At 52.7% G+C, this 21,451-nt stretch carries 19 protein-coding genes; 4 read left to right on the forward strand and 15 right to left on the reverse strand.

All coding sequences use genetic code 11. From position 1 onward, the window contains the following. Positions 1–70 precede the first annotated feature (70 nt). The 5 genes from odhB to ACH6EH_RS14665 all read right to left on the reverse strand — a co-directional run bounded on the left by odhB (position 71) and on the right by ACH6EH_RS14665 (position 6,163). On the reverse strand, positions 71–1,342 hold the full coding sequence (odhB, locus tag ACH6EH_RS14645) for a 2-oxoglutarate dehydrogenase complex dihydrolipoyllysine-residue succinyltransferase (RefSeq protein ID WP_397332867.1): 1,272 nt from the start codon (positions 1,340–1,342) through the stop codon (positions 71–73). 5 nt (positions 1,343–1,347) lie between these two features. Continuing rightward, the gene (locus tag ACH6EH_RS14650; RefSeq protein WP_397332868.1) at positions 1,348–4,227 is read right to left on the reverse strand and encodes a 2-oxoglutarate dehydrogenase E1 component; all 2,880 of its coding nucleotides are present in this window, start codon (positions 4,225–4,227) and stop codon (positions 1,348–1,350) included. A 151-nt stretch (positions 4,228–4,378) separates the two neighbouring features. Then, positions 4,379–5,248 carry a DUF72 domain-containing protein gene (locus tag ACH6EH_RS14655; RefSeq protein WP_397332869.1) on the reverse strand — a complete coding sequence of 290 codons (870 nt, stop codon included), beginning with the start codon at positions 5,246–5,248 and terminating at the stop codon, positions 4,379–4,381. A gap of 141 nt (positions 5,249–5,389) precedes the next feature. Next, positions 5,390–5,554 (reverse strand): hypothetical protein, encoded by a 165-nt coding sequence (locus ACH6EH_RS14660; RefSeq protein ID WP_397332870.1) that lies wholly within the window; start codon positions 5,552–5,554, stop codon positions 5,390–5,392. Between the two features lie 99 nt (positions 5,555–5,653). After that, the gene (locus ACH6EH_RS14665; RefSeq protein ID WP_397332871.1) at positions 5,654–6,163 is read right to left on the reverse strand and encodes a metallophosphoesterase family protein; all 510 of its coding nucleotides are present in this window, start codon (positions 6,161–6,163) and stop codon (positions 5,654–5,656) included. Between the two features lie 134 nt (positions 6,164–6,297). Between ACH6EH_RS14665 and ACH6EH_RS14670 the strand changes: the two genes are divergently transcribed. Then, a complete protein-coding gene (locus tag ACH6EH_RS14670; protein ID WP_397332872.1) occupies positions 6,298–6,924 on the forward strand; it encodes a LysE family translocator in 627 nt (208 codons plus the stop codon). A 2-nt stretch (positions 6,925–6,926) separates the two neighbouring features. Here ACH6EH_RS14670 and ACH6EH_RS14675 read toward each other — a convergent pair whose 3' ends face one another. Then, positions 6,927–8,324: an amino acid permease gene (locus ACH6EH_RS14675; RefSeq protein WP_397332873.1), complete on the reverse strand. Its 1,398-nt coding sequence runs from the start codon at positions 8,322–8,324 to the stop codon at positions 6,927–6,929. Between the two features lie 216 nt (positions 8,325–8,540). On the opposite strand from ACH6EH_RS14675, the gene ACH6EH_RS14680 reads away from it, so the two are divergent. Then, positions 8,541–8,741 (forward strand): hypothetical protein, encoded by a 201-nt coding sequence (locus ACH6EH_RS14680; protein ID WP_138226012.1) that lies wholly within the window; start codon positions 8,541–8,543, stop codon positions 8,739–8,741. Between the two features lie 49 nt (positions 8,742–8,790). On the opposite strand, the gene ACH6EH_RS14685 is transcribed toward ACH6EH_RS14680, so the two are convergent. Together ACH6EH_RS14685 and ACH6EH_RS14690 are read right to left on the reverse strand one after the other, a co-directional pair. Further along, positions 8,791–11,562: a CHASE3 domain-containing protein gene (locus tag ACH6EH_RS14685; RefSeq protein ID WP_397332874.1), complete on the reverse strand. Its 2,772-nt coding sequence runs from the start codon at positions 11,560–11,562 to the stop codon at positions 8,791–8,793. Between the two features lie 36 nt (positions 11,563–11,598). Continuing rightward, entirely contained in the window at positions 11,599–11,976 is a 378-nt protein-coding gene (locus tag ACH6EH_RS14690; RefSeq protein WP_138226014.1) for a DivIVA domain-containing protein, read from the reverse strand. A gap of 244 nt (positions 11,977–12,220) precedes the next feature. Between ACH6EH_RS14690 and ACH6EH_RS14695 the strand changes: the two genes are divergently transcribed. After that, on the forward strand, positions 12,221–12,802 hold the full coding sequence (locus tag ACH6EH_RS14695) for a TraR/DksA C4-type zinc finger protein (RefSeq protein WP_397332875.1): 582 nt from the start codon (positions 12,221–12,223) through the stop codon (positions 12,800–12,802). Positions 12,803–12,881: 79 nt separating this feature from the next. Here ACH6EH_RS14695 and ACH6EH_RS14700 read toward each other — a convergent pair whose 3' ends face one another. From ACH6EH_RS14700 to hrpB, 4 genes are all read right to left on the reverse strand, one after another. Beyond that, complete coding sequence (locus ACH6EH_RS14700; protein ID WP_397332876.1) at positions 12,882–13,886, reverse strand: Gfo/Idh/MocA family protein; 1,005 nt, start codon at positions 13,884–13,886, stop codon at positions 12,882–12,884. A 24-nt stretch (positions 13,887–13,910) separates the two neighbouring features. Beyond that, positions 13,911–14,270: a replication termination protein gene (locus ACH6EH_RS14705; protein WP_397332877.1), complete on the reverse strand. Its 360-nt coding sequence runs from the start codon at positions 14,268–14,270 to the stop codon at positions 13,911–13,913. A 269-nt stretch (positions 14,271–14,539) separates the two neighbouring features. Then, positions 14,540–15,088, reverse strand: a complete 549-nt coding sequence (locus tag ACH6EH_RS14710) for a general stress protein (protein ID WP_138226018.1) — start codon at positions 15,086–15,088, stop codon at positions 14,540–14,542. 65 nt (positions 15,089–15,153) lie between these two features. Further along, a complete protein-coding gene (hrpB, locus tag ACH6EH_RS14715; protein ID WP_397332878.1) occupies positions 15,154–17,658 on the reverse strand; it encodes an ATP-dependent helicase HrpB in 2,505 nt (834 codons plus the stop codon). A gap of 202 nt (positions 17,659–17,860) precedes the next feature. Between hrpB and gluQRS the strand changes: the two genes are divergently transcribed. Further along, the gene (gluQRS, locus tag ACH6EH_RS14720; RefSeq protein WP_397332901.1) at positions 17,861–18,844 is read left to right on the forward strand and encodes a tRNA glutamyl-Q(34) synthetase GluQRS; all 984 of its coding nucleotides are present in this window, start codon (positions 17,861–17,863) and stop codon (positions 18,842–18,844) included. Positions 18,845–18,905: 61 nt separating this feature from the next. Here the strand turns inward: gluQRS and ACH6EH_RS14725 are convergent, their stop codons facing one another. From ACH6EH_RS14725 to ACH6EH_RS14735, 3 genes are all read right to left on the reverse strand, one after another. Beyond that, the gene (locus tag ACH6EH_RS14725; protein WP_397332879.1) at positions 18,906–19,706 is read right to left on the reverse strand and encodes an SDR family oxidoreductase; all 801 of its coding nucleotides are present in this window, start codon (positions 19,704–19,706) and stop codon (positions 18,906–18,908) included. Positions 19,707–19,862: 156 nt separating this feature from the next. Beyond that, a complete protein-coding gene (locus ACH6EH_RS14730) occupies positions 19,863–20,693 on the reverse strand; it encodes a hypothetical protein (protein WP_397332880.1) in 831 nt (276 codons plus the stop codon). 4 nt (positions 20,694–20,697) lie between these two features. Continuing rightward, the gene (locus tag ACH6EH_RS14735; RefSeq protein WP_208203484.1) at positions 20,698–21,450 is read right to left on the reverse strand and encodes a vWA domain-containing protein; all 753 of its coding nucleotides are present in this window, start codon (positions 21,448–21,450) and stop codon (positions 20,698–20,700) included. Position 21,451 lies beyond the last annotated feature (1 nt).

The raw sequence follows: 21,451 nt of genomic DNA on the forward strand, positions 1-21,451 counted from the left end.
AGGGAGTGGATAGCCATGGACGGTCTTTATTTAGGCTGTATTTAAAAATTGAATATTTATGAGTTAAATCTTAGCCTTCCAGAAGCAGAGATTCCGGATCCTCCAGTAGCTCTTTCACCGTTACGAGGAAGCCTACCGCTTCTGCTCCATCTACGATCCGGTGATCGTAGGAAAGAGCGATATACATCATTGGGCGGTTCTCGGAACGCTCGGCATCAATGGCTACCGGACGAAGCTGGATTTTATGCATGCCCAGAATACCGACCTGTGGAGCATTCAAGATTGGAGTGGACAGCAGAGAGCCGAACACGCCGCCATTCGTGATAGTAAAGGTGCCTCCCTGAAGCTCGGACAAGGACAGGGTGTTGCTGCGCGCTTTATTCGCGAGATTCACAATTTCCTTCTCGATGGCAGCGAAGCCCATACGATCCGCGTCGCGAACAACCGGAACTACAAGGCCTTCCTTGGCAGATACGGCAATGCCGATATCATAGAACTTCTTCTCTACGATGTCATCCCCATCAATTTCAGCATTCAGCAGAGGGTAACGCTTCAAGGCGCCAACCACTGCTTTTGTGAAGAAGGACATAAAGCCCAGGTTCACGTCATGCTTATCCTTGAAAGCATCCTTCCGGCGCTTGCGGACGTCCATGATTGCAGTCATATCCACTTCGTTAAAGGTTGTCAGCATTGCTGCGGTCTGCTGTGCCTGCACCAGACGATTCGCAATCGTCTGACGGCGGCGGGACATCCGCTTGCGCTCGACCGGCTTGCCGCCAAACTCTGAAGCTGCTCCAGCAGCTGCAGCCGGGCTGCTTTCCTGTTTAGGTGCAGATGCAGACGGCTTGCTGCTGGACTCATTGTGGTTCTTGACATCCTCATGGTAAATCCGGCCGTTCGGATCGCGTCCCTGAACCTGGTTCAGATCAATGCCGCGCTCTCTCGCAAGCTTGCGGGCTGAAGGAGAAGCGGTCAAACCGCTATTGTCTGCAGGCTCAGCAGCAGCAGCAGCCGGCTGAACCGGCTTCTCTACCGCTTCCTTCGTCACTGCACCCTCAGGCGCAGCCTGGGTTTCGGCAGGCTTGGACGGCGCCGCAGCGTCATTGCTTTGCGCTGAAATGCGGCCAATGACCTCGCCGATTGTCACATTGTCACCCTCCTGGCGGAGGATTTGCTCGATGACGCCCTGGTCTTCTGCGCTGATTTCAAGGTTTACCTTATCCGTCTCCAGCTCCAGCAGCACGTCGCCTACCTGAACCTGATCCCCTTCTTTAACATGCCATTTAAAAATTGTTCCTTCAGTGATTGATTCGCCCATAGCCGGTACAGTAATTTCGCTCACAGCCGTTACCTCCCCAATGAGATCTGATGATTGATAGTTTTACGATTCAGAGCAAAGGACGTGATGCTTTGTTGCTCATAAGCATGCACATCTTGGTATCCACTGGCAGGACTTGAGCGCTCCGGACGTCCATTATAGCGTACTTCTACTTCTTTGCCGGCAACTTCACGGATGCGCGGCTCCATATAGCTCCAGCCTCCCATGTTCTGCGGCTCCTCTTGAACCCACAGTACTTCCTTCAGGCTCGTCAACGGCTTCAGCATGGCTGCAATCTCTTCCTTCGGGAACGGATACAGCTGTTCTACACGCACAATGTGTAGCCAGGAGAAATCTTCTCCCTCTTGCTTATCAAGTGCTTCTTCCAGATCAATCGCTACCTTACCCGAGCACAGGATCAGACGCTCTACCTTCTTCGGTGTTTGTCCGAGGCCCGGCTGCGGAATGACTTCCTGGAAGGAGCCTTCGCTAAAGTCTGTGATGGCAGAGGTTGCACGCGGGTTCCGAATCAAGCTCTTCGGAGCCATCAATACGAGCGGCTTCGCATCCTCTGTGTTCAGCAGACTGGCTTGACGGCGCAGCAGATGGAAATACTGTGCTGCCGTAGTCAGATTAGCGACCATCCAGTTATCTTCACCGCTCAGCTGCAGGAAACGCTCCAGTCTTGCACTGGAATGCTCTGGACCCTGACCTTCATAGCCATGAGGCAGCAGCATAACGAGGCTTGACTTCTGTCTCCATTTGGAGCTGCCGGAAGTAATGAATTGGTCAATAATAACCTGGGCACAGTTTGTGAAATCACCATACTGAGCTTCCCAGATGACGAGCGTTTCAGGTGAATATACGTTGTAGCCATATTCAAATCCCAGTACAGATTCCTCAGAGAGTGGACTGTTATGAATAGCGAACGATGCTTTCGCCTGCGGCAGGCGGTGCAGCGGACAGAATGTTGAGCCGTTCACGGAATCGTGAAGCACCAGGTTACGGTGTGCAAAGGTTGCCCGTTCAGCGTCCTGACCGGTAATCCGGATCGGATTGCCATCGGCAATAATAGAAGCAAAAGCTAGGGTTTCCGCATGTCCCCAATCTACCTTCTCGCCTTCATTCAGCGCCGTGCTGCGGCGCTCCAAAATACGCTTGAGCTTCGGATAGACCGTGAAACCCTCCGGCCAGTTCAGCAGCTCCCGGTTGATCTCCCGCAGCTGCTCCAGAGCCACGCCCGTCTTCGCCTTCGGCTTCTTCTTGTCTCCGCTCGGCTTGATGTTCAGCAGCACGTGATCAGAAGACTCGCTGTTCTTCACGATATCGTACGCCTCTTTCAGGCTGCTCTGAACCTTAGCCTTCAGCTGATCGGCTTCCTCCGCAGTAATCATCTGCTGCTGGATCAGTGTATCTACATAAAGATTGGAGACGCTGGCATGATTCTTCACCTTCTGATAGATGAGAGGCTGCGTGGTTTCCGGATCATCGGTCTCGTTGTGGCCGTATTTTCTATAGCCCACGAGGTCGATCAGAATGTCCTTCTTGAATCGGTTGCGGTATTCGCTTGCGAGACGGGCAGCAGAAATACAAGCCTCCGGATCATCCGCATTGACATGGATAATCGGAATCTCGTAGCCTTTAGCCAGATCACTCGCATAGTAAGTCGAACGGGAATCCCGGCCTTCTGTCGTAAAGCCGATCCGGTTGTTCACGATGACGTGAATGGTTCCCCCGTTACGGAAGCCCGGCAGCTTGTTAAAGTTCAATGTTTCCGCAACGACGCCTTCGCCTGGGAACGCAGAATCCCCGTGAAGAATAATCGTAACGGCCTTGTTCTCATCCTGCTTCGGATATCCAGGCTGTGTGCGGTCTTCTTGTGCAGCGCGGGTGAAGCCCTCAACGACCGGATTCACATATTCCAGGTGACTCGGGTTGTTCGCGAGGGTAACACGCATTTCATGCGCTTCCCCTTCCTTCACGAAGCGGTCTGCTCCCAAATGGTACTTCACGTCGCCCGTCCAGCCATAATTAATGCCCATTGTGCCTTCAGAAGGCACTAAATGCTTGTTCGTAGGAGCATGCATGAACTCCGAGAAAATCTTGCTGTATTCCTTCTTCAGGACATGAGCAAGCACGTTCAGGCGTCCCCGGTGAGCCATACCGATCAATACAGAATCGACATGCTCATGGGCCATTTCCCGAACGATCTCATCCAGCATTGGAACCAAAGCATCATTGCCCTCTACAGAGAAGCGCTTGGCGCCTACGAAATTACGATGAAGGAAATCCTCGAACTGCTCTGCTTCAAACAGACGCTTGAGCAGGTGATGACGTTCTTCCTTGCTCAGGACAATCTGATGCACTACGGATTCAGCATGGCTGTTGAGCCAGTTCCGCTCTTCTTCCTCATGCACATGACTGAATTCATAAGCGATGGTGCCTGTATATATTTGATGAAGTCTCTGAATCGCTTCCCAGCCGTTCTTAACATCCTCTGGAGCTTCGTCCCACACCACCTCGGCAGGCAGTGCTGTCAGGTCCTGCTGACTGAGTCCATAGGTTTCAGGCTGCAGAAGACGAGTATCCGCTTCGGCTGAGATCCCGATAGGATCAATGTCTGCGGCCAGATGACCATACGTTCTGATATTCCACACCAATTTCCCGGCATTTACACTTTTCTTCAGCATTTCACGGTTAAAGCCGGCTGCCGTTGCCTGCGAATCCGCTTTCTTTTCACCATTTGCAAAGGATGGCGGCGGTCCCCAGTTCGCGAATAGCTCGCGGTAAGCAGGATCTACAGACTCCGCATCCTCCAAAAATTTCTCATACTGCTCTTGGATGTACCCTAAATTCGGACCGTGGTACTTCTCCCAGGGTCCCTCTGCTGTTCGGTCAAGGGTCTTCATTGCTGACTCCCTCCGTCAGATTATTTTGATGGTTATGGACGGAATTTCCTAAACATTTTACATTCACATTATACTCTAAATAGCATCCCGTCCGAAAATAGCGCTTTTATATAATATTGATCTCGGAAACAGATGAATCCATAACGACTCTTTACACATTCCATTGCATTTGCTCCAGCTTTGCAGGACCTGTAGGCAACCGAAGCAGCTTCTGAAGCTGCTTGGCATTGGCAGCAGCGTCTCCGCCGGAATTGTTATTAAAAATAATCCAGCAGGTCTTGGTGCTGCCCAGAAGCTGCTCCACGTGCGCCTTCCATTCCTCCAGCTCTTCTTGACTGTAACGGTATAGATACCGGGTCTCCCTCCAGTTATCCTGCCCGCTGGAATGCCAGCCGGAAGGATCTCTGCCGTGAAGCCGGACCATGACCGCATGCTCCTGAGTCGGTTGAAGCACGAGCGGTACAGAACCTGTTCCGGCTTGCGGCTCATCTGCAATGCTATGAATCCAGCCCTCAGACCTCATAAAGTTAAGTGTCTTCTCGCGAAATTCCGGCGCAAACCAACTCTGATGCCGAAACTCGAGCGCTACCGGATAGTCCTGCATCCATTCTCGGGTCTTTTTCAGAATATCCACATTTTTCTTATCACATTCAAACCACGGCGGATACTGAAACAGGACCGTTCGAAGCTTGCCTTCCTCCTTCAGCACGTTTACGGAGTTCTGAAAGGCTGTGAACATGGATCTGGAATCATCGTAGTCATGTTTTCCGCGCTCATGACCGGTCATGCCCTGGTAAGCCTTAACGATAAATCCGAATGTGTCCGGCGTTTGTGCGCTCCACTTCTGCATCCGCTCCCGTGAAGGGATTGCATAGAAAGAATTATCCATCTCGAGGATGTCGAAATGCCGGGCATACACAGCCAGCTTCTCTCCTGCCTTTGTACCCGTCTCGTACAGATCATCATGATCTCCCCAGCCGGACAAGCCAATATGAATATGGCTCGGAGAAGCTTGTTCCATGGTCCTCACTCCCTGCCTTGTCCTGATTCATTTTATATTAACCGTTTTACAGTCACTTCAAAAGCTGCTGCCTGTGCCCTCACTTTTCAATCAAATAAAAAGCATGCCCGGTCCCGGGCACGCTAGACACTTCATATGCATTTAAAGACCATCGCCATTCCCAGGAATGACCAATGTATGGTCCAGAATAAACCGGATTTCCTGTTCGGTTAAGTAGGAACGCTCCAGCAGGTCCCGGATTTTTCGCTCATGCCTGCTGACCAGCTCCAGAAAGTCTTCCAGTTCCTTTATGGCTTCAGCCGCCATCCTGACTCCCCCCTACGGTTAGACTTGCATCTAACCAGTACGATACAGGAGGGCTGTTACCACAGCATTAGCGCTATGTAAAATGAACAGCAGTCTGAGTTAATTTTTGTCCCCATGAAAAACAAGCCTGCCGGACAGCACCCCCTCCTCAATCTCCAGGATCCCCCATGAATACTGTAGCTGTCTTCGCTTGTCTGTCGGCGAACCGGGATTCATCAACAGGATCCCCCTTTCTTCCCGTAAAACCGGAATATGGGAGTGACCATAGATGATGCACTGGATGTTATCCATATTCTTAAAGGCCTGCAGCGCACGCTGCTCGGTCGTTCCCTTGGAGCCGTGACCATGAACGATTCCGATCACGACACCTTGCACTTCAATTACTTTGGTGAGCCCCAGCTGCTGCTTAAGCTCTTCGGGATCTGCGTTGCCAATTACGCCCTCCACAGGAGCGAGCATGGATAATGCTTGAAAGACGTCAGGATGGCTCCAGTCACCAGCATGAATAATCAGGTCGCAGGCGGAGAGCTCTTCTGTCAGCCTGCTCGGCAGCTGCTTCGCCATTCTTGGCATATGTGTGTCCGCCACGACCCCGATACGAAAGATCATGAATATCAGCCTCCTAAACCGTGCACGAATTTCTCTTCATTCCAAATATAGAATGAGGGGCCAGCATCCTGAATATATTGAGTACAGGCTGTCAATGGCAAGCCTATTCTAGTCAATGCGAAGGAGAGAAGCGCATGAGTGTGTTGCTCAGCTATATTTTTCTTGGATTATCCTTGTCCGCTCCGATTGGTCCGATCAATGCCGCACAGCTGGATAAAGGGCTGAAGAAAGGATTTCTGCATTCCTGGCTTCTCGGCGTCGGTGCCGTTCTCGCGGATATTGTGTATATGGTGCTGGTCTATATGGGTGTCGTTCACTTTGTAAGCACGCCGTTTGTGCAGACGTTCTTATGGGCCTTCGGCGCCTTCGTGCTGGTGTATACCGGCATTGAAAGTGTTCTGTCTGCCGGCAAGGTATCCATCAGCGCCCATCATCAGGACGATTCGCTGCTTGCCTCCGTGCGCTCTGGCTTCATCATGTCCCTGTCTAATCCTATGACCATTCTGTTCTGGCTCGGCATCTACGGCTCGGTCATGGTGAAGACCGCTGCAGATCATGGTACCGGCGACCTGCTGCTCTTCAGCGGTGCCATCATCCTCGGCGTATTGATCTGGGATGTGGTCATGGCCGCAATCGCCAGCTCCTTCCGCAAGATGCTAAGTGACCGGGCCATTACCTGGATTTCAGTGCTTTCAGGTTTATCCCTAATCGGCTTTGGCCTGTATTTCGGCTGGCGGGCAGCTGCAGCACTGTTTGGGTAAGGCTATCGAACCGGCTTGGCCCGCAGCTTCGAGGCTGCTTTCCCCTTCCCTTGGAGCTTCTCTGCCTTGCGCCATACCGATTGCATGATAAGCACAACGGCCAGGATTAGCAGAATGAAGCCCAGGCTGATCCAGAAGCCCGGCCGGCTGGTGTGATGAAAAATAGAGCCGCTCACAGCGAGCAGTATGAGCAGCATGCCCGTATATCTTTTGACCTGTCCCCACTTGGTCAGCTTCAAGTTGCGGCCTGCCGACACCAGAATGAAAAACCAGTTGTACAGCAGCATTAATCCGGCAGCCGTCGTCAGGTACTCATAAATCTTGCCGGGCATCAGCAAAGAGAGCACGATGGACAGAAGGAGTCCGCCAGCCGTCAGACTAAGTGCATAGAGCGGCGTTTTTTGTTTAAACATTTTTTTGCTGAACAGCCCAGGGGCATCATGATCCTCCGACAACGTGACGAGCATCGTCGTAACTGCATACAGAGAAGCCACCATCGTTGAGAAGCCGGCCACAATCAGCACCGCATTAAAGACGTGGGGGACAAAGGGCAGCTGGTAAGACCCTAGAGCGACGATGAACGGGCTCTTGGTGGTGGAGAACTGGTTCCACGGCAGCAATGTTAAGGCCAGCCCCAAAGAGAAGATATAGATGATCGTCAGCACGATAATCATAACACGCCCGGATTTAGGTGCCTCCTTAGGATCCTTCAGCCGGATCGCCATTACGCCCATAACCTCAATCCCTCCAAAGGCGTAAAAGGCAAAAATAAGCGAGGACCACAGCCCGAGACCTCCGGTCGGAAACAGCTCGGCTGGTGACAACGGGACATTAGGCTTGATGCCGCCCGATAGCCAGCCCAGGAGCGCAATAACACCAATCACAATAAACATGACGATCGCAGCGACCTTGAGCACCGCCAGCACATTTTCCAATCGATCAAAGACCTTGTTTCCGATCCAGATGACGAGCAGTCCCAGCACCGCATAGCCGGACGCGAACATCCACATCGGCACCTGCGGCAGCCAGAAGCTTGTGAACAGCGCCAGCGCCGTCATCTGGCTTCCCATAATTAATACCTCGGAGCACCAGTACATCCAGCCTGTAGAGAAGCCGGCCCAGCGGCCGTATGCTTTTTTGGCATAGGATCGGAAGGAGCCCTCCTGCGGGTCCTCTGCGGTCATCCTGGCCAGCACATCAAATACAATAAACGTTCCGGCTGCCGCGAGCAGAAAAGCAATCAAGATGGATGGTCCGCCAAGCTTGATGCCGAGGCTCGAGCCCAAGAAATATCCAGTGCCAATCGTAGAAGCAACACCAAGCAGTGAAAGCTGCCACCACTTTAAGGTTTGCTTGTCTTCCTTGACGCCGGGCTTTGCTGCTGCTTTTGTGTTGCTCATCCTGCTCATTCCTCCTGCCTAAAGTGTAACGGCTTGTGAAGCTTATTATGTCTTTAGGCAAGTAAGGCTAATCTGCAAAAAAACCGGAAACCAGCGCTCCTTCTGACGCTGAATTTCCGGAATATCATAGGACTACATAAAGGACTACATAAAATCAAGGAAAACGACAAACACTGGCTCATAGAACCTGTATTGCAAAGAAAGGATGGGCCTCTTATGAGCCAGACACATTACCCCTGGTACATTGTCGGTATTCTCGTGATCAGTGCTTTATTGTTATTTATGTTTGACAGGCATTTGCTCTCGACCAAGAGTCAGGGAGATAAAGCCGCCGTGCGTTCACTGGGCTGGATTCATCTGATTATTGCCGGTGCCGGACTGATTGTACTGCTCATTTATGCAGCATCCATCGGCTGAAAGAGATTCATAAAGTCCAACGCCACTCATTAAGGTGATCGTCACATGGTCACCCATCTGCCAATCCAGGCATCTCGGAATCCGCACGCTTCATGAGAGTATGCATCTCTGCAAAAATCTCGCTCAGCTGAATCGGCTTCATAATGTATGCATCCGCGCCGGCAGCCCTGCACTGCGCCTCATCCTCATCATTTGCCCGCGCTGACAGCATAATAACAGGGAGCTGTTCATAGGCTTCCACCTGACGGAGGCGCGTTAAGGCCTGTAATCCGTCCAGCTTCGGCATCATTCGATCCATCAGAACAATGTCCACCTGCTCGCCGGAGGCTAAAATGTCCAGACCTTCATCCCCATGCTGAGCAGTAAGCACGTTCAGATTGGCCTTTTCCAGCGCATTCGCGAGCCCGTATACATTACGAATGTCATCGTCTACAATCAGTACGGTTTGTCCCTCAAACCTGTAATTTACAGGCTCATCGGAGAAGCCTTCTTCTCCGTCTTCATCCCCCGACCCTTCAGAATCTGAAGGCGGACTGCCGCTCTCCAGGCTCGTTGCAGCCTCCGGCTGCGAGAACATCTGCTGATCCAGCAGAGCCGGCGGCCTTGCCGGGAGGAGCAGCGTAAATGTACTGCCTTCGCCTATCTTGCTCTGCGCCTCGAGATGACCACCCAGCATTCGGGCCAGCTGAAGCGATATGGTCAGCCCGAGCCCTGTGCCGCCGTATTTCCGGGCCGTGGATTCATCTCCCTGACGAAACGCCTCGAACACCGGAGCCAGATTCTCCTCCGCAATTCCGATGCCGGTATCCGTAACCTTGAACGCGATCATCCTGCCCTGCGGCCTCGACCCTTCTGCCGCCGTTTCTTCCAGCATTGCGATAGATAACACAACCCCGCCGGACTCCGTAAATTTAATGGCGTTAGACAGCAAATTCCGCAGAATTTGATGAAGCCGCAGTCCATCCGAGCAAAAGGCATCCGGAACATCAGGCTCAATATGCACGCTCAGCTGCAAATTCTTCTCCTCTGCCTGCTTGCCGAACTGGTTCACGACCATTTCCGGCAGCTCCGTTACATTAACCATATCCATCTCGATTTGCAGCTTGCCGGCCTCCACCTTGGATAAGTCCAGAATGTCATTGATCAGATTCAGCAGCTCCGTACCTGATTTATGAATGACCGAAGCATAGTTCTGCTCCTCCTCCGACAAATTGCCGTTCTTGTTCTCGGACAGAATCTGTGACAGAATCATCATGCTATTCAACGGAGTGCGGAGCTCATGGGACATGTTTGTCAAAAATTGCGATTTGTATTTAGACCCTTGCTCCACCTGCTCCGCATAGCGTTCAATTTCGCTGGCAGCAAACAGGGCAGCGTTCTTCTGCGCTTCCAGCTCATGGTTCAGCTGACGCGTCTCGGCCGACTGAACCTGCAGCTCCTCGGTTTGGCTCTGCAGCTCTTCGGTTTGAGCCTGCAGCTCTTCCGATTTCAACTGCAGCTCCTCGTTCAGGGCCTGGGATTCCCGGTAAAGCTTCTGAATCTCCAGCTTGCTCTTCATGGATCCCAGCGCTTGTCCAAACACATGCAGCAGCTGCTCCAGAAGCTGCATGCAGGCGGCATCTAATGGCTTGAACAAGGCAAGCTCCAGCACGGCTTCCACATTGTCATCCGTCATAATCGGCGCTACGATCAAACAGCTTGGCTCAGCATCCCCCAGTCCGGATTCAATCCGGACATAGTTGGACGGTACGTCCTCAAAGGTTAATATCCTCTTCTCCACCGCGCACTGTCCAACCAGTCCCTCACCCGGCTGGAACCGGTCTCTCACTTTATTCCAGGGCTCGCCGTCGGGATCGGCAAACGCGGACGCCTTCATGAGATGCTGATCCTCATGCTGCAGGAAAAGCGCGGCATAAGGCGCGCCAAGCACTCTCGCTGCACGGTGCGTAAAAAACCGGGTCAGCATGTCCAGCTTGTCGGCGTTCTGAAGGAGTGTCGTCATGGCGGTCACCTGATCCTTGATCCAGGCCTGACGGCTTACGCTTTCCAGCAGCTTATTGGTTTCCTCGGCGAGCGTGTATACCTCATCCCGGGTCGTAACTACAATTCTGCGGGACAGATTGCCTCCCTTGGCGATCTCCCGGATCGTCTCCGACACCTGGTTGATCGGCTTCACGATGGTTCTGGAAATAATGAAAGCTCCGGCCAAGGTAGCCAGTGCGATCCCGCTCCAAAGGCCATACATGGTCCACAGCAGCTCGAGGTTGCGGCTCTTCATCTGATCCACCCTTGAAGCCGTCAGCTCTCTTTCAGCTGTGCGAAAGACGGTAAACTGATTTCGCAGCACATCCATCGTGGACTTCCCGGGATCATTGATAAAGAACTGCAGAGCTTCTTCATCCTGTCCGGCCTGCTTGATCCGAACGGCAGGCTGCCCTGCGGTTTCAATCCACTTCTCAATATTGTTCTTGATCGCTGCAAGATCGTTAATTTGGTTGTCATTGTTCTCGATTAGCCGGATCAATTTGTTATAATCCGACTCCCAGGTGGACAAGGCTTCCTCATAAGGCTCCAGATATTCCGGATCTCCAGTGATCACGAAGCCGCGCTGTCCATTCTCCAGCTCCAGCAAGCTTTTCTCGATTTCATGGGCGAGGCGGTGCACCTCAATGTCATGGCGGCCGATAAAATCGGCCTCCTGATGCAGCACGGTCATACGGCCGGAGACGACCCACAGGAATGCGCCCAGACAGGCGATAACCAGCAGATAGCCGATAATAATTTTTACTCTGATATTAAACGCACGGCGATTCGGCGGCAAAGGACTGGCCTCCCCCTGTAATATCGATCTGCTCATTTAGTCAATATAGTATTTCGGTTCGGGTCGAATCACTTTCTTGAGGAGTGCAAGATCTGCCTCCAGGCGGCTGACCGCCTCCTCCATCACTGCCGGGTCAATGCCCGGCTTCTCCTGCTCTGGCCGCAGCCCGGCTTTCAGATCACGAATAATCATTTGCTGCTCCTGCCATTTATCCATCAAATCCGAGATAGTTGCATAAAAGCGTTCGTAATCCTTAATGACGTCGTCCAGAAAGGTATCCACCTCTTGAGCGTCATAGCCTCTCAGCTTCGTATTGAATTCCTTCTCGTGTATGGACAGGGCATCCATCTGAATTCCCAGCTGACGGAACAGCTTTCTTTGCTTGTCTAATCTTCGTTTCATGTGTTCATCCATCAATAATCCCTCCACTTTCGGGAACAGCTTGCTGACTGTACCCGAGCATTATTGTACCTGATCCAGGACATATCAAAATCATGCTTGCTTTCTATGTAGACCATCTGCTTCTCGTTCATCTCGTTCATGGAGTATCCACGCCTTTTCTTCGCTGAATGATTGCACTGCCCTTCCTCGGGGTAAGGAGACTACATGAAAGTCCGGCATCACCTCTTATTATAATATGGAAGGGAAGGTTATAGATATGAGCCATTTGAGCGAAAAACAAAAGGAAACGTTAAAAGCGCGCCTTCAGGAAGAAAAAGAGCGGCTGGAGCAGCATTTCCGCCCGCAGGAAGGAGATCAGGACGAGAGGCTGTCTGATGAATCGTTGAGAGAGTCTACTGGAGAACTGAGCTCCGCTGATAATCATCCCGGGGATATCGGTACCGAAACCTTTGAACGCAGCCGGGATCTGGCGATCGATGAAAGCTTGACCCAGGAGCAGGATGACATTGAGAACGCTTTTGAGCGTATGGAAAAAGGCACGTATGGCACTTGTGCTGAATGTGGACAGGATATTCCTTATGAACGGCTAGAAGCCATCCCATATACCGCTTATTGTGTAGAGCATACCCCGGAGCAGAATCGATCGGACCGGCGCCCTGCCGAAGAAGAGGTCATCACGACACCTCCCGGCGGAGCAGGTATTCACCGCCAGCAGGCTGAAGGAAAATTCGATGATGCAGGGGCCTGGGATTCGGTGGAGCAATACGGAACAGCGACCTCGCCGGCGATGGATGTCGAGCCCGGTGAGGATGATTACCACAATGAAGGCAAGGCGTAAATAATGACATTTCAAGGCTTGCAAACAGCCGGCAGTCCATCTGCCGGCTGTTTGCGTATGTTTCATAGCCCTAAGAAGGTTAAGGAATAAGAACCCGGCTTGACGTGTGAATAGCCCGCTGACAGGCATCAATGACCCTCATGTTGTAAATGGCATCGTCCATGCCGTAGGGCAGCGGAATTCCGTCCAGCACTGCTGCAGCCATAGCATCCGCCTGCAGCGCAAAGTGATTATGCGCCCCCAGCTTTTCTTCCCGGGTGCCCCGGGGCGTATGAATCAGAATTTGAGCCTGGTCTTCCATCCGTTCCCAGCCGAACGCAGATGGAAGCTCGATGCGTCCTTCCGTGCCGGCAATTTCAAGGCTGCATCTTGAATAAGCCCACATGCCACACTCAAAGGTCAAGCCCAACCCTTCTTCAAACTCCAGCATGCCGTGAGCCATCATATCGACTCCATCATGCTCTTCGGAGAACATCGCATGACAAGTGACGGCTCTGGGCTCCATCCCGTAGATCATGCGGGCGGCAGAAATCGGATAACAGCCGACGTCGTAGACAGAGCCTCCGCCCATTTCCCGGCTGTATCTCACATTACTTTTGTCTCCGGCATTATTGAAGGTGAAGCTTCCATGAATGCCGCGGATCTGACCAATCTCTCCACTTTCGATTAGTTCCCGTACCCGGGCATGCTTCGGATGATAGCGATACATGAACGCCTCAGCAAATACTCGCTTATGCTCCTGCGCCGCTTCCGCAACCTGGCGAATTTCAAGCTCATTCAGGGCAGCCGGCTTCTCGCACAGCACATGCTTGCCCGCCTGCATGGCTTTAATAGACCATGGCTTATGCAGATGGTTCGGGAGCGGAATATAAACAGCATCCACATTGGGATCATTTAGCAGCTCATCATAGCAGCCGTATGATCTCGGGATATCAAAACGCTCAGCGACCTCAGCGGCTTTCTCCGCATTCCGACTGGCAATGGCAGTGACCTCACAGCGATCCGATTTCAGAATGCCGGGTATCATGGAATTCCGGGCAATTTTTGCTGTACTCATAATACCAAAACGTAATTTCGTGCTCACGGAAAAAAACCTCCTTGCTATAGGTCAGTAATTGTCTCTTACTGCTTTGTTCAATATACCTAGACAGCGGTCCAAATCCGTCTTCACCTGCTTCTTATACAGCCTGGCCTTCTCCGCTCCGTCACTTGTAAAGTGATACAGCACAATCTCCTGAAAATCGACTTTAGGATCATTGCCCTTAAGTTGCTTAGTCCGGTAGAAGACGCCCTCCTGCACCAGCTCATGCAGGGCACGATAGATTTCACTCTGCGGCGGCGAATAGCCATGGCTTTTGAACTCTTGCCGCATTTCTTCCAGCATTTGATACCCGTATCCCCGCTGCTGCTCTACCATGGTAATTAAATACACTTTGATAAACGCCCTTTGAGCGATCATAAAGGCCATCTTTCGCCCCCTCCCCCCCAATTCACACTCTATATGTCTCATATTGTATACTATCTGTCCTATGCTTGACTAATCTCGCCTCACTTTCCCTTTTAACCTTCCTGCTTGCTTCTAGAAACGGGAGAAGGATTTACATCATGTAAAATGAACACGATTATTTTTAGAATTTGTTTTTGTGAATTTTTCATATGTTGAAATAGTATTATTAGATGTAAAAAAGAAGCGGCGGTACGATTTCGTCCGCCACTTCTGTAGGGTTAAGCCTTATTTTACAGCAGAGTGTTGTTGTTGGGTAGGCCGTCAATAGTCCGGCTATCTGTACGAGAATACCGATCTGAATTAAGCGAGCGGTTAGAGTTAAAAATATCATGCACATCGTCATGCCGCTCCTCGTCATCAACCAATACCAGGATCCGGCCCTCATTAATATAACCCTCATACTCCCTGGCTTCCTCTTCCGGAATACCTAAGCCGATCAGGCCGCCCACCAGGCCGCCTGCGCCGGCTCCAACGGCAGCGCCTGTTAAGGTTGCCGCGATAGGTCCTGCTGCCAGGATCGGGCCGATCCCCGGAATGGCAAGAGCTCCCGCTCCGGCCAGCAGGCCGGTTACGCCGCCCAGAATTCCGCCTGTAGCTGCTCCCGCTGCAACACCCTCCGGTGCCTTCGTACCGGTTTCCTCCGATACCGTTTCCATCTCCTGCTTGTCCTTCGATAATACAGATATACGTTCCCCTGAAACGCCTCGATCCTGCAGCTGTTGAATGGCTTTGATCGCTTCTTGCTCGGTTTCAAATACCCCTACGACATGCTTTTCCATCGTTAACGCCTCCTTGTTCGGGTGTAGTCTGACATCTATTACCCCGTGCCAGAGTTGGCCAAACGTTAACGGGACGTTCTTGGCTTGACTTTGTTTGTGGCCTCGGCCTCAAGCGGATTTTCCGGCCAGTAGTGCTTCGGGTATCGACCCTTCAAGTCTTTTTTAATGTCAAAATAGGCATGCTGCCAAAAGCTCTCCAGGTCTTTCGTAATCTGCACCGGCCTCCGTGCCGGAGATAATAGATGAAAGGTGAGCGGCGTTCGGGAGGCTCCCAGACGCGGCGTCTGCTGTAGCCCGAATACCTCTTGCAGCCTGACCTCCACATAGGGTGCCGCCGGATCTTCGTATTGAATCGGAATCCGGGATCCACTCGGCACTTGAATATGCGTGGGCGCCCATTCCTCCAGCTTCTGCCGCTGTTCCCAGCTCAGCTTATGGGCAAGCAGTTCTCCCGCCTTCAGTTTCTTAAGATCCTGCCTGCTTCGCACGCCGCTTAAGTATGGGGCCAGCCATTCCTCCAGCGTATCCCGTAAAGCTTCATCGTCCACGCTCGGCCAATCAGGGTTATGACTGCTCATAAACTGCATACGCTGCTTCCATTGCAATGACTGCGTGCTCCAGGACAGAAGTCCCAAGCCTTCCCTGCGAACCGCGCCCACCACAGCTTGAATCACAGCCGCCTCGTCTGGATGTGAGTCCATGCGCTCTGACAGCTTTAGATGCCCTAGCATCACAGCTTGAACCGCTTTAATTCGTCCTGCTTCTTCATGCCAGTTAACACTTTTCTTCATGTACAGCTGTTCCTTAAAATGCCGCTCCAGGACATGGAGCTCCAGGCTCGCTGCAGCCTGAATCGTGGCTGTCGTTCCCCGGTCATCCACAACAGCGGCGGTAATGAGTGGAAGCCTCGCAAGCGGAGTGTCTCCTCGGAACACGGCACCGCGGCCGCTTCGCAGCACGAAATGCCCCTGTTCACGCTGTACTGCAATCCGGTCCGGGTAGGCAAACGCCAGCAGCAGGCTGCTTCCGTCAGCATCCATGGGCAGCACCGGCTTGACGTTCAGCTTGCTCATCAGACGTCTCATTTCCCGACTGATTCCTGACCACGGAGTTCCATCATTGTGGCGGGAGTCTGCTGTATCCCTGGATAGCTGATCTATAAGCCGCTCTATCCTGACGGCAAGATCCGGGTTGCCGCCTGTGTCTGCACCAGACTCTTTTTCCTGCAAAAAAGCCGCCAGTAGGCACGCCAGTGACCCTTGGCCAAGCTCCTTTCCCTTGATCAGCATATGAGCCAGCCTCGGATGAAGACCGAGCTTTGCAAGACTCCGTCCATGCGGTGTCACCTTGCCAGCGGCGTCTACGGCCTGCAGCAGAGACAGCAGCTCTCTTCCAGCGTCCATAGAAGCAGAAGGCGGCTCGTCGAGCCAGTGCAGCTCCGCCGGGTCCTGAATTCCCCATACAGCCAGCTCCAGCGTCAACGAGGACAGATCACTGCGCAGGATCTCAGCAGGCGTATGACTTTGAAGTGCAGCATGCTCCTCCGGACTCCATAATCTGTAGCAAGCTCCTGCCTGAACACGGCCGGCACGTCCCTGCCGCTGGTCGGCAGATGCTCTGGATACCCTGCGCGTGACGAGCTGCGGAAGTCCGGTACGGCGGGAGTACTCCTCTGTCCTCATCCAGCCGCTGTCCACAACAGCTGTTACACCCGGTATTGTCAGGCTCGTCTCAGATATAGAGGTGGACAGAATGATCTTGCGGCGGCCAGCAGCGTCCGGTGCAACCGCGAGCTCCTGCTCCGGCTGACGCAGACGGCTGTGCAGCTGACGCACTACAGCATGCTCAGGCAGCCCTGCACTTCGCAATGCTCTGCCCGTGCGTTCAATTTCCTTCATACCGGGCAGAAATACGAGGATATCTCCAGACGTTTCGTGCAAAGAGCGAATGATTGCGGCCGCGGCAGATACCTCCAGCGCTTGACCGGAAGGCGGAGGCATATAAAACGTTTCTACCGGGTAGCTCCTGCCGGAGCAAGTTATGATTTCTGCCCCGCCCAGCAGCCTGGATACCGGCTCAGCCTCCATCGTAGCTGACATCACCAGCAGCCTCAGATCCTCGCGGAGCACGCTCTGGCATTCCAGGGCCAGAGCCAGACCCAGATCTCCATGAAGATTTCGTTCGTGAAATTCATCAAAGATAATCATCCCGACACCGGTTAATTCTGGGTCCTCCTGAAGCATACGGGTAAGCACGCCTTCGGTTACGACTTCGATGACAGTCTCCGGGCTGACCCGGGAGTCCGCTCGAACCCGGTATCCGATCCGGGCCCCGACAGCCTCACCAAGGGCATTCGCCATAAATGCAGCCGCAGACCTGGCGGCTAGACGCCGCGGCTCGAGCATGATAATTTTATGCCCTTTTAGCCACGTCTCCGTAAGAAAAGCTAGGGGCACGCGTGTCGTCTTCCCCGCCCCTGGCTCTGCAATTAAAACGCCGCTTGTGTTGTCTCTGAAATGATGCAGCAGCGAAGGCAGTATTTGATCAATGGGTAGTTGCTCCGATTTCATGAGGTGGTCCCTGTTCCTTTACTTTATTCATTAGATTCATGCCTGAGGAAGCTTGTAATGCTGCTGACAACAGGCATGCAGATATTGTAGACGGTGGATCACTATTGATCAATAGCTTCTGTTCAATGTCTGCGTTACAATAGAAGGCATGAATTTCAAAGAATCGGTTTAAGGATGACAGATCATTTCGCTAGAGTAGGTGATGCTTGTGTTACAGCCTGAATCAGATATCTTGTCCAGGGGCCGCTTTGCCCCTACCCCCTCGGGACATATGCATGTTGGTAATGCCATGGCCGCCCTGCTGTCATGGCTGCAGCTTCGCAGCCAAGGAGGAGCCTTTGTGCTGCGAATGGAGGATGTAGATACCGGCCGCTCTCGGCAGCATTTTGCAGACAGCATTGTCTACGACCTCACCTGGCTCGGGCTGGATTGGGATGAAGGTCCAGACGCGGGCGGACATGCCGGGCCCTATGTTCAAAGCCAGCGTCTGGAGCTTTATCGGGAAGTACTGGATAAGCTGCAAGCACAGGGGCTGCTTTATCCCTGCTATTGCAGCCGGGCAGACATTCTGGCCGCCCCGAGCGCGCCTCATGGCTTGAGTGCCGAAGGCCCTCTTTACCCTGGAACCTGCCGGCATTTAAGCCAATCCGAGCAGCAGCTTAAAGCCCGAACCAAAACGCCCTCTCTTCGTTTCAAAGTGAAGGAGAGATTTCCAGGCTTTCAGGATGGTATTCTTGGACCCATTGAGATCAACGGTTATGCAAGCAGTGATTTTGTGGTTCGGCGGGCAGACGGCATCTACGCATATCAGCTGGCCGTCGTGGTGGATGATGCCGCGATGGGCATCACTGATGTGTTTCGGGGCGCTGATCTGCTGGATTCTACGCCGAGGCAGCTTATGCTATATGAGGCTTTGGAACTGACACCTCCACGCTTTGCCCATTTTCCTTTGCTTCTGGACGAAAAGGGCAACCGCCTGGCTAAGCGGACACAAGGTCTCAGTATACGGGAGCTGCGTCAGCGGGGGGTGAGCTCCCGGCGAATTGTCGGCTGGCTCGCCTGGATCACCGGATTGATAGGCAGTCTTCAGGAGCTGAGCCCGCAAGAGCTGATTCCGCTTTTTTCCATGGAACGTGTACCTAAAGAGCCTGTTATGCTGACACCGAATGTGCTAAACCAGTTATAACGAAATCATGCAGAGATCACGGATGTCAGGTCCGCTTCTCTGCATGAATGGTGTCGGCTGATTAGCGCAGCAGGGACTCTGCGCCGTCTATAAAGATTTGTGCTCCAGTAATGTGCCGGGACTCGTCCGAGGCCAGAAAGGCTACCAGATCAGCGACATCCTCCGGCTCACCCGAGCCGTGCTGAAGCGGCTGACCGCCTTCGGGGTATTCGATCGGGATCGTAATTTCATCCACATGCCCTTTTACCTTCGTGCTTTGTCCAATGTTCGTAGAAATCGCGCCGGGACAAATGACATTCACGCGGATCTGGAATTGAGCCAGCTCCAGCGCTGCCATTTTGGCAAAAGCGACCTGTCCGGCTTTGGTGGTGCTGTAGGCAATCATGCCGAAGCCTGTGAATACCCGGGTGCCGTTGACTGAGCTGGTAATGATGATGCTGCCTTTCCCGCGTTTCTTCAAATAGGGTACGGTATGCTTGATGGTCAGGAAGGTACCGTCCAGGTTGACCTGAAGCGTCTTCTGCCAATCCTCAAGCTCTAGCTCATCAATCGGTGAGAGCACCCCGTTGATGCCTGCATTCGCAAACACTATATCAATGCCTCCGAACGCTTCTGCCGCTTCCTTTACGGCCTGCTCTACACGCTTTGGATCTGAGGTATCAACATCATAGGATTTAGCACAGCCTTCGCGAATCCCGTTCAGCTCGACTTCCGCCTCATGCGTGCGGTCATCCACCAGATCAAATAATACGACATTGGCTCCTTGCTTGGCCAGCTTTACCGCAGTAGCCCTTCCAATCCCCGAGCCCGCTCCGGTAACAATGGCCGTCTTTCCCTGAAAACGACTAGGTTCCTGGTTCAATCCATTCATCTCCTTTCATGTAATGAGCAGTAAGCTTCATCTGTCACAAGATTACCCAAAACGGGATGTAATAATCATTCCACAGCAAAAGAACTCCCTTTCGGCTTGCATCCGAAAAGAAGTCCCTATATATTGCATCTGCAGTTCAGTAAGCTCTTACCATGATATTTCCAAAAAACAAGCGTCATCCTCCAGCCCTTCTGTATGCCTCGCATCCATCAACACCTGAAGATGCTCATCAGGCACCACTTCGGAAATGCCATCGAGATCGCTGAGTCCGTCACTGTACAAGAGCAAGCGATAATCTCCTGCAGCCTGAAGACGGCATTCAAAGACATTCGGTGTGCCCTTCGGTCCAGTCCGTGTAGACCAGCGATCACCGGTTCGAAAGGTTCCCAAGAAAGGTGAAGCCACCTCGACCTGCTGCTGAAACAAACGCAGCCGGGAATCGCCCTGCCATGCCAGCCACAGCCGGCCTTTGCGCTTCAATTTGCCGGGAAGCTCAATTCGGCCGCATAAGTACATCGCTTCACTGCCGTTCTGTTTCTTCTCCTGAAGAATGTCTCTCAGCAAGAGCGGAGCATTCTGATCTACAGACAAAGCTTCCTCCTCCAGCCTGGCAGCTTGAGACAGCTGCACCAGCCTCTTCTGCAGCAGATGGCGGCTTGGCTCCGCCTCCGTTCTCAGCCAGGATAGAAGACCCTCTCCCAGATAACGAGCTGCGAAATCTCCGCGGTAGCTCATGCTCACGCCGTCACACAGCACGAAGCTGCAGGTTCTTCCATCTACGGCAAAGGCCATATAATCCTGACCCTGCTCTTGCAGCTGAGCCGTCTCTGAGGCTCGGCCATAGGCATAACGGCAATTGAACCTGCTTTTCAGGCTGGAAACCGGCTGCTCCTCATGCTGTCCACTCACATACGTGAAGCCATCGACCGGCCCTGTTTTTTGTTTCCCGGCAAGCTTCCGGTTTGGTGATAATCGCATAACGTTAACGAACCGGGGTCGCCGCTGACATCTGGAATCCGATCGACACCAGCTCAGCACAGGTGCCAGGCAGCATCATAAGCGCACCGGACGCCAGCTGATAGTCTGCCTCGAGCAGCATTTCCCGGTAGCTGTCCGGCAGTACGGATGACATGGCCCGGAGCTTCAGCGCATGCTCGTCCTCGAGAGGAGTGTCAGCATGAATCCCTTTCCAGCGGCGCGGCTCTGTTACCGGCTGATTCAACAAATGGTCCGATATACATATATTCTCGACGAGAACATTGCCATCCGGGACACTCATGCTCATGATCCGCTTCGCAATCGGCTCAGGGTCTTCCCCTGTAGCTACACCATCAGTCATATGGCACACGAGAGGGGCCGGGCAGTCCTGCATATTCGGAATTTCAGCCTTCAGAATTCTTTCGGCCTGCAGAAAGGCTTTGGCAGAATCCGAAAACCGCTTCGGGGTCAGGTCTGGCAGCGAGCCAATCGCTGCAATTTCGTCGATTCCCTTGATGCCGTTCAGCAAATCATACACATCGTCACTGTATGCCAGAATAGCAATGCGATAGCGAGGCGTCAGTCGGTTTCCTTTGGTAGAACGAAATACCATCTGCCGAATGGCCAGGGACAGCGCGTCATAGACAACATCGATTCGGCGCTTGCCCTCCATCAGCATATTCATAGAGGCACTGATATCAATTAAATAAATGATGAGTGCCGGTGTCCGCTGTGAAGCCTGAATACTGTAATTCACC

The sequence above is a fragment of the Paenibacillus sp. JSM ZJ436 genome (genome assembly GCF_044383795.1).
In the GTDB taxonomy this organism is placed as follows: Bacteria; Bacillota; Bacilli; order Paenibacillales; family Paenibacillaceae; genus Paenibacillus_AQ; species Paenibacillus_AQ algicola.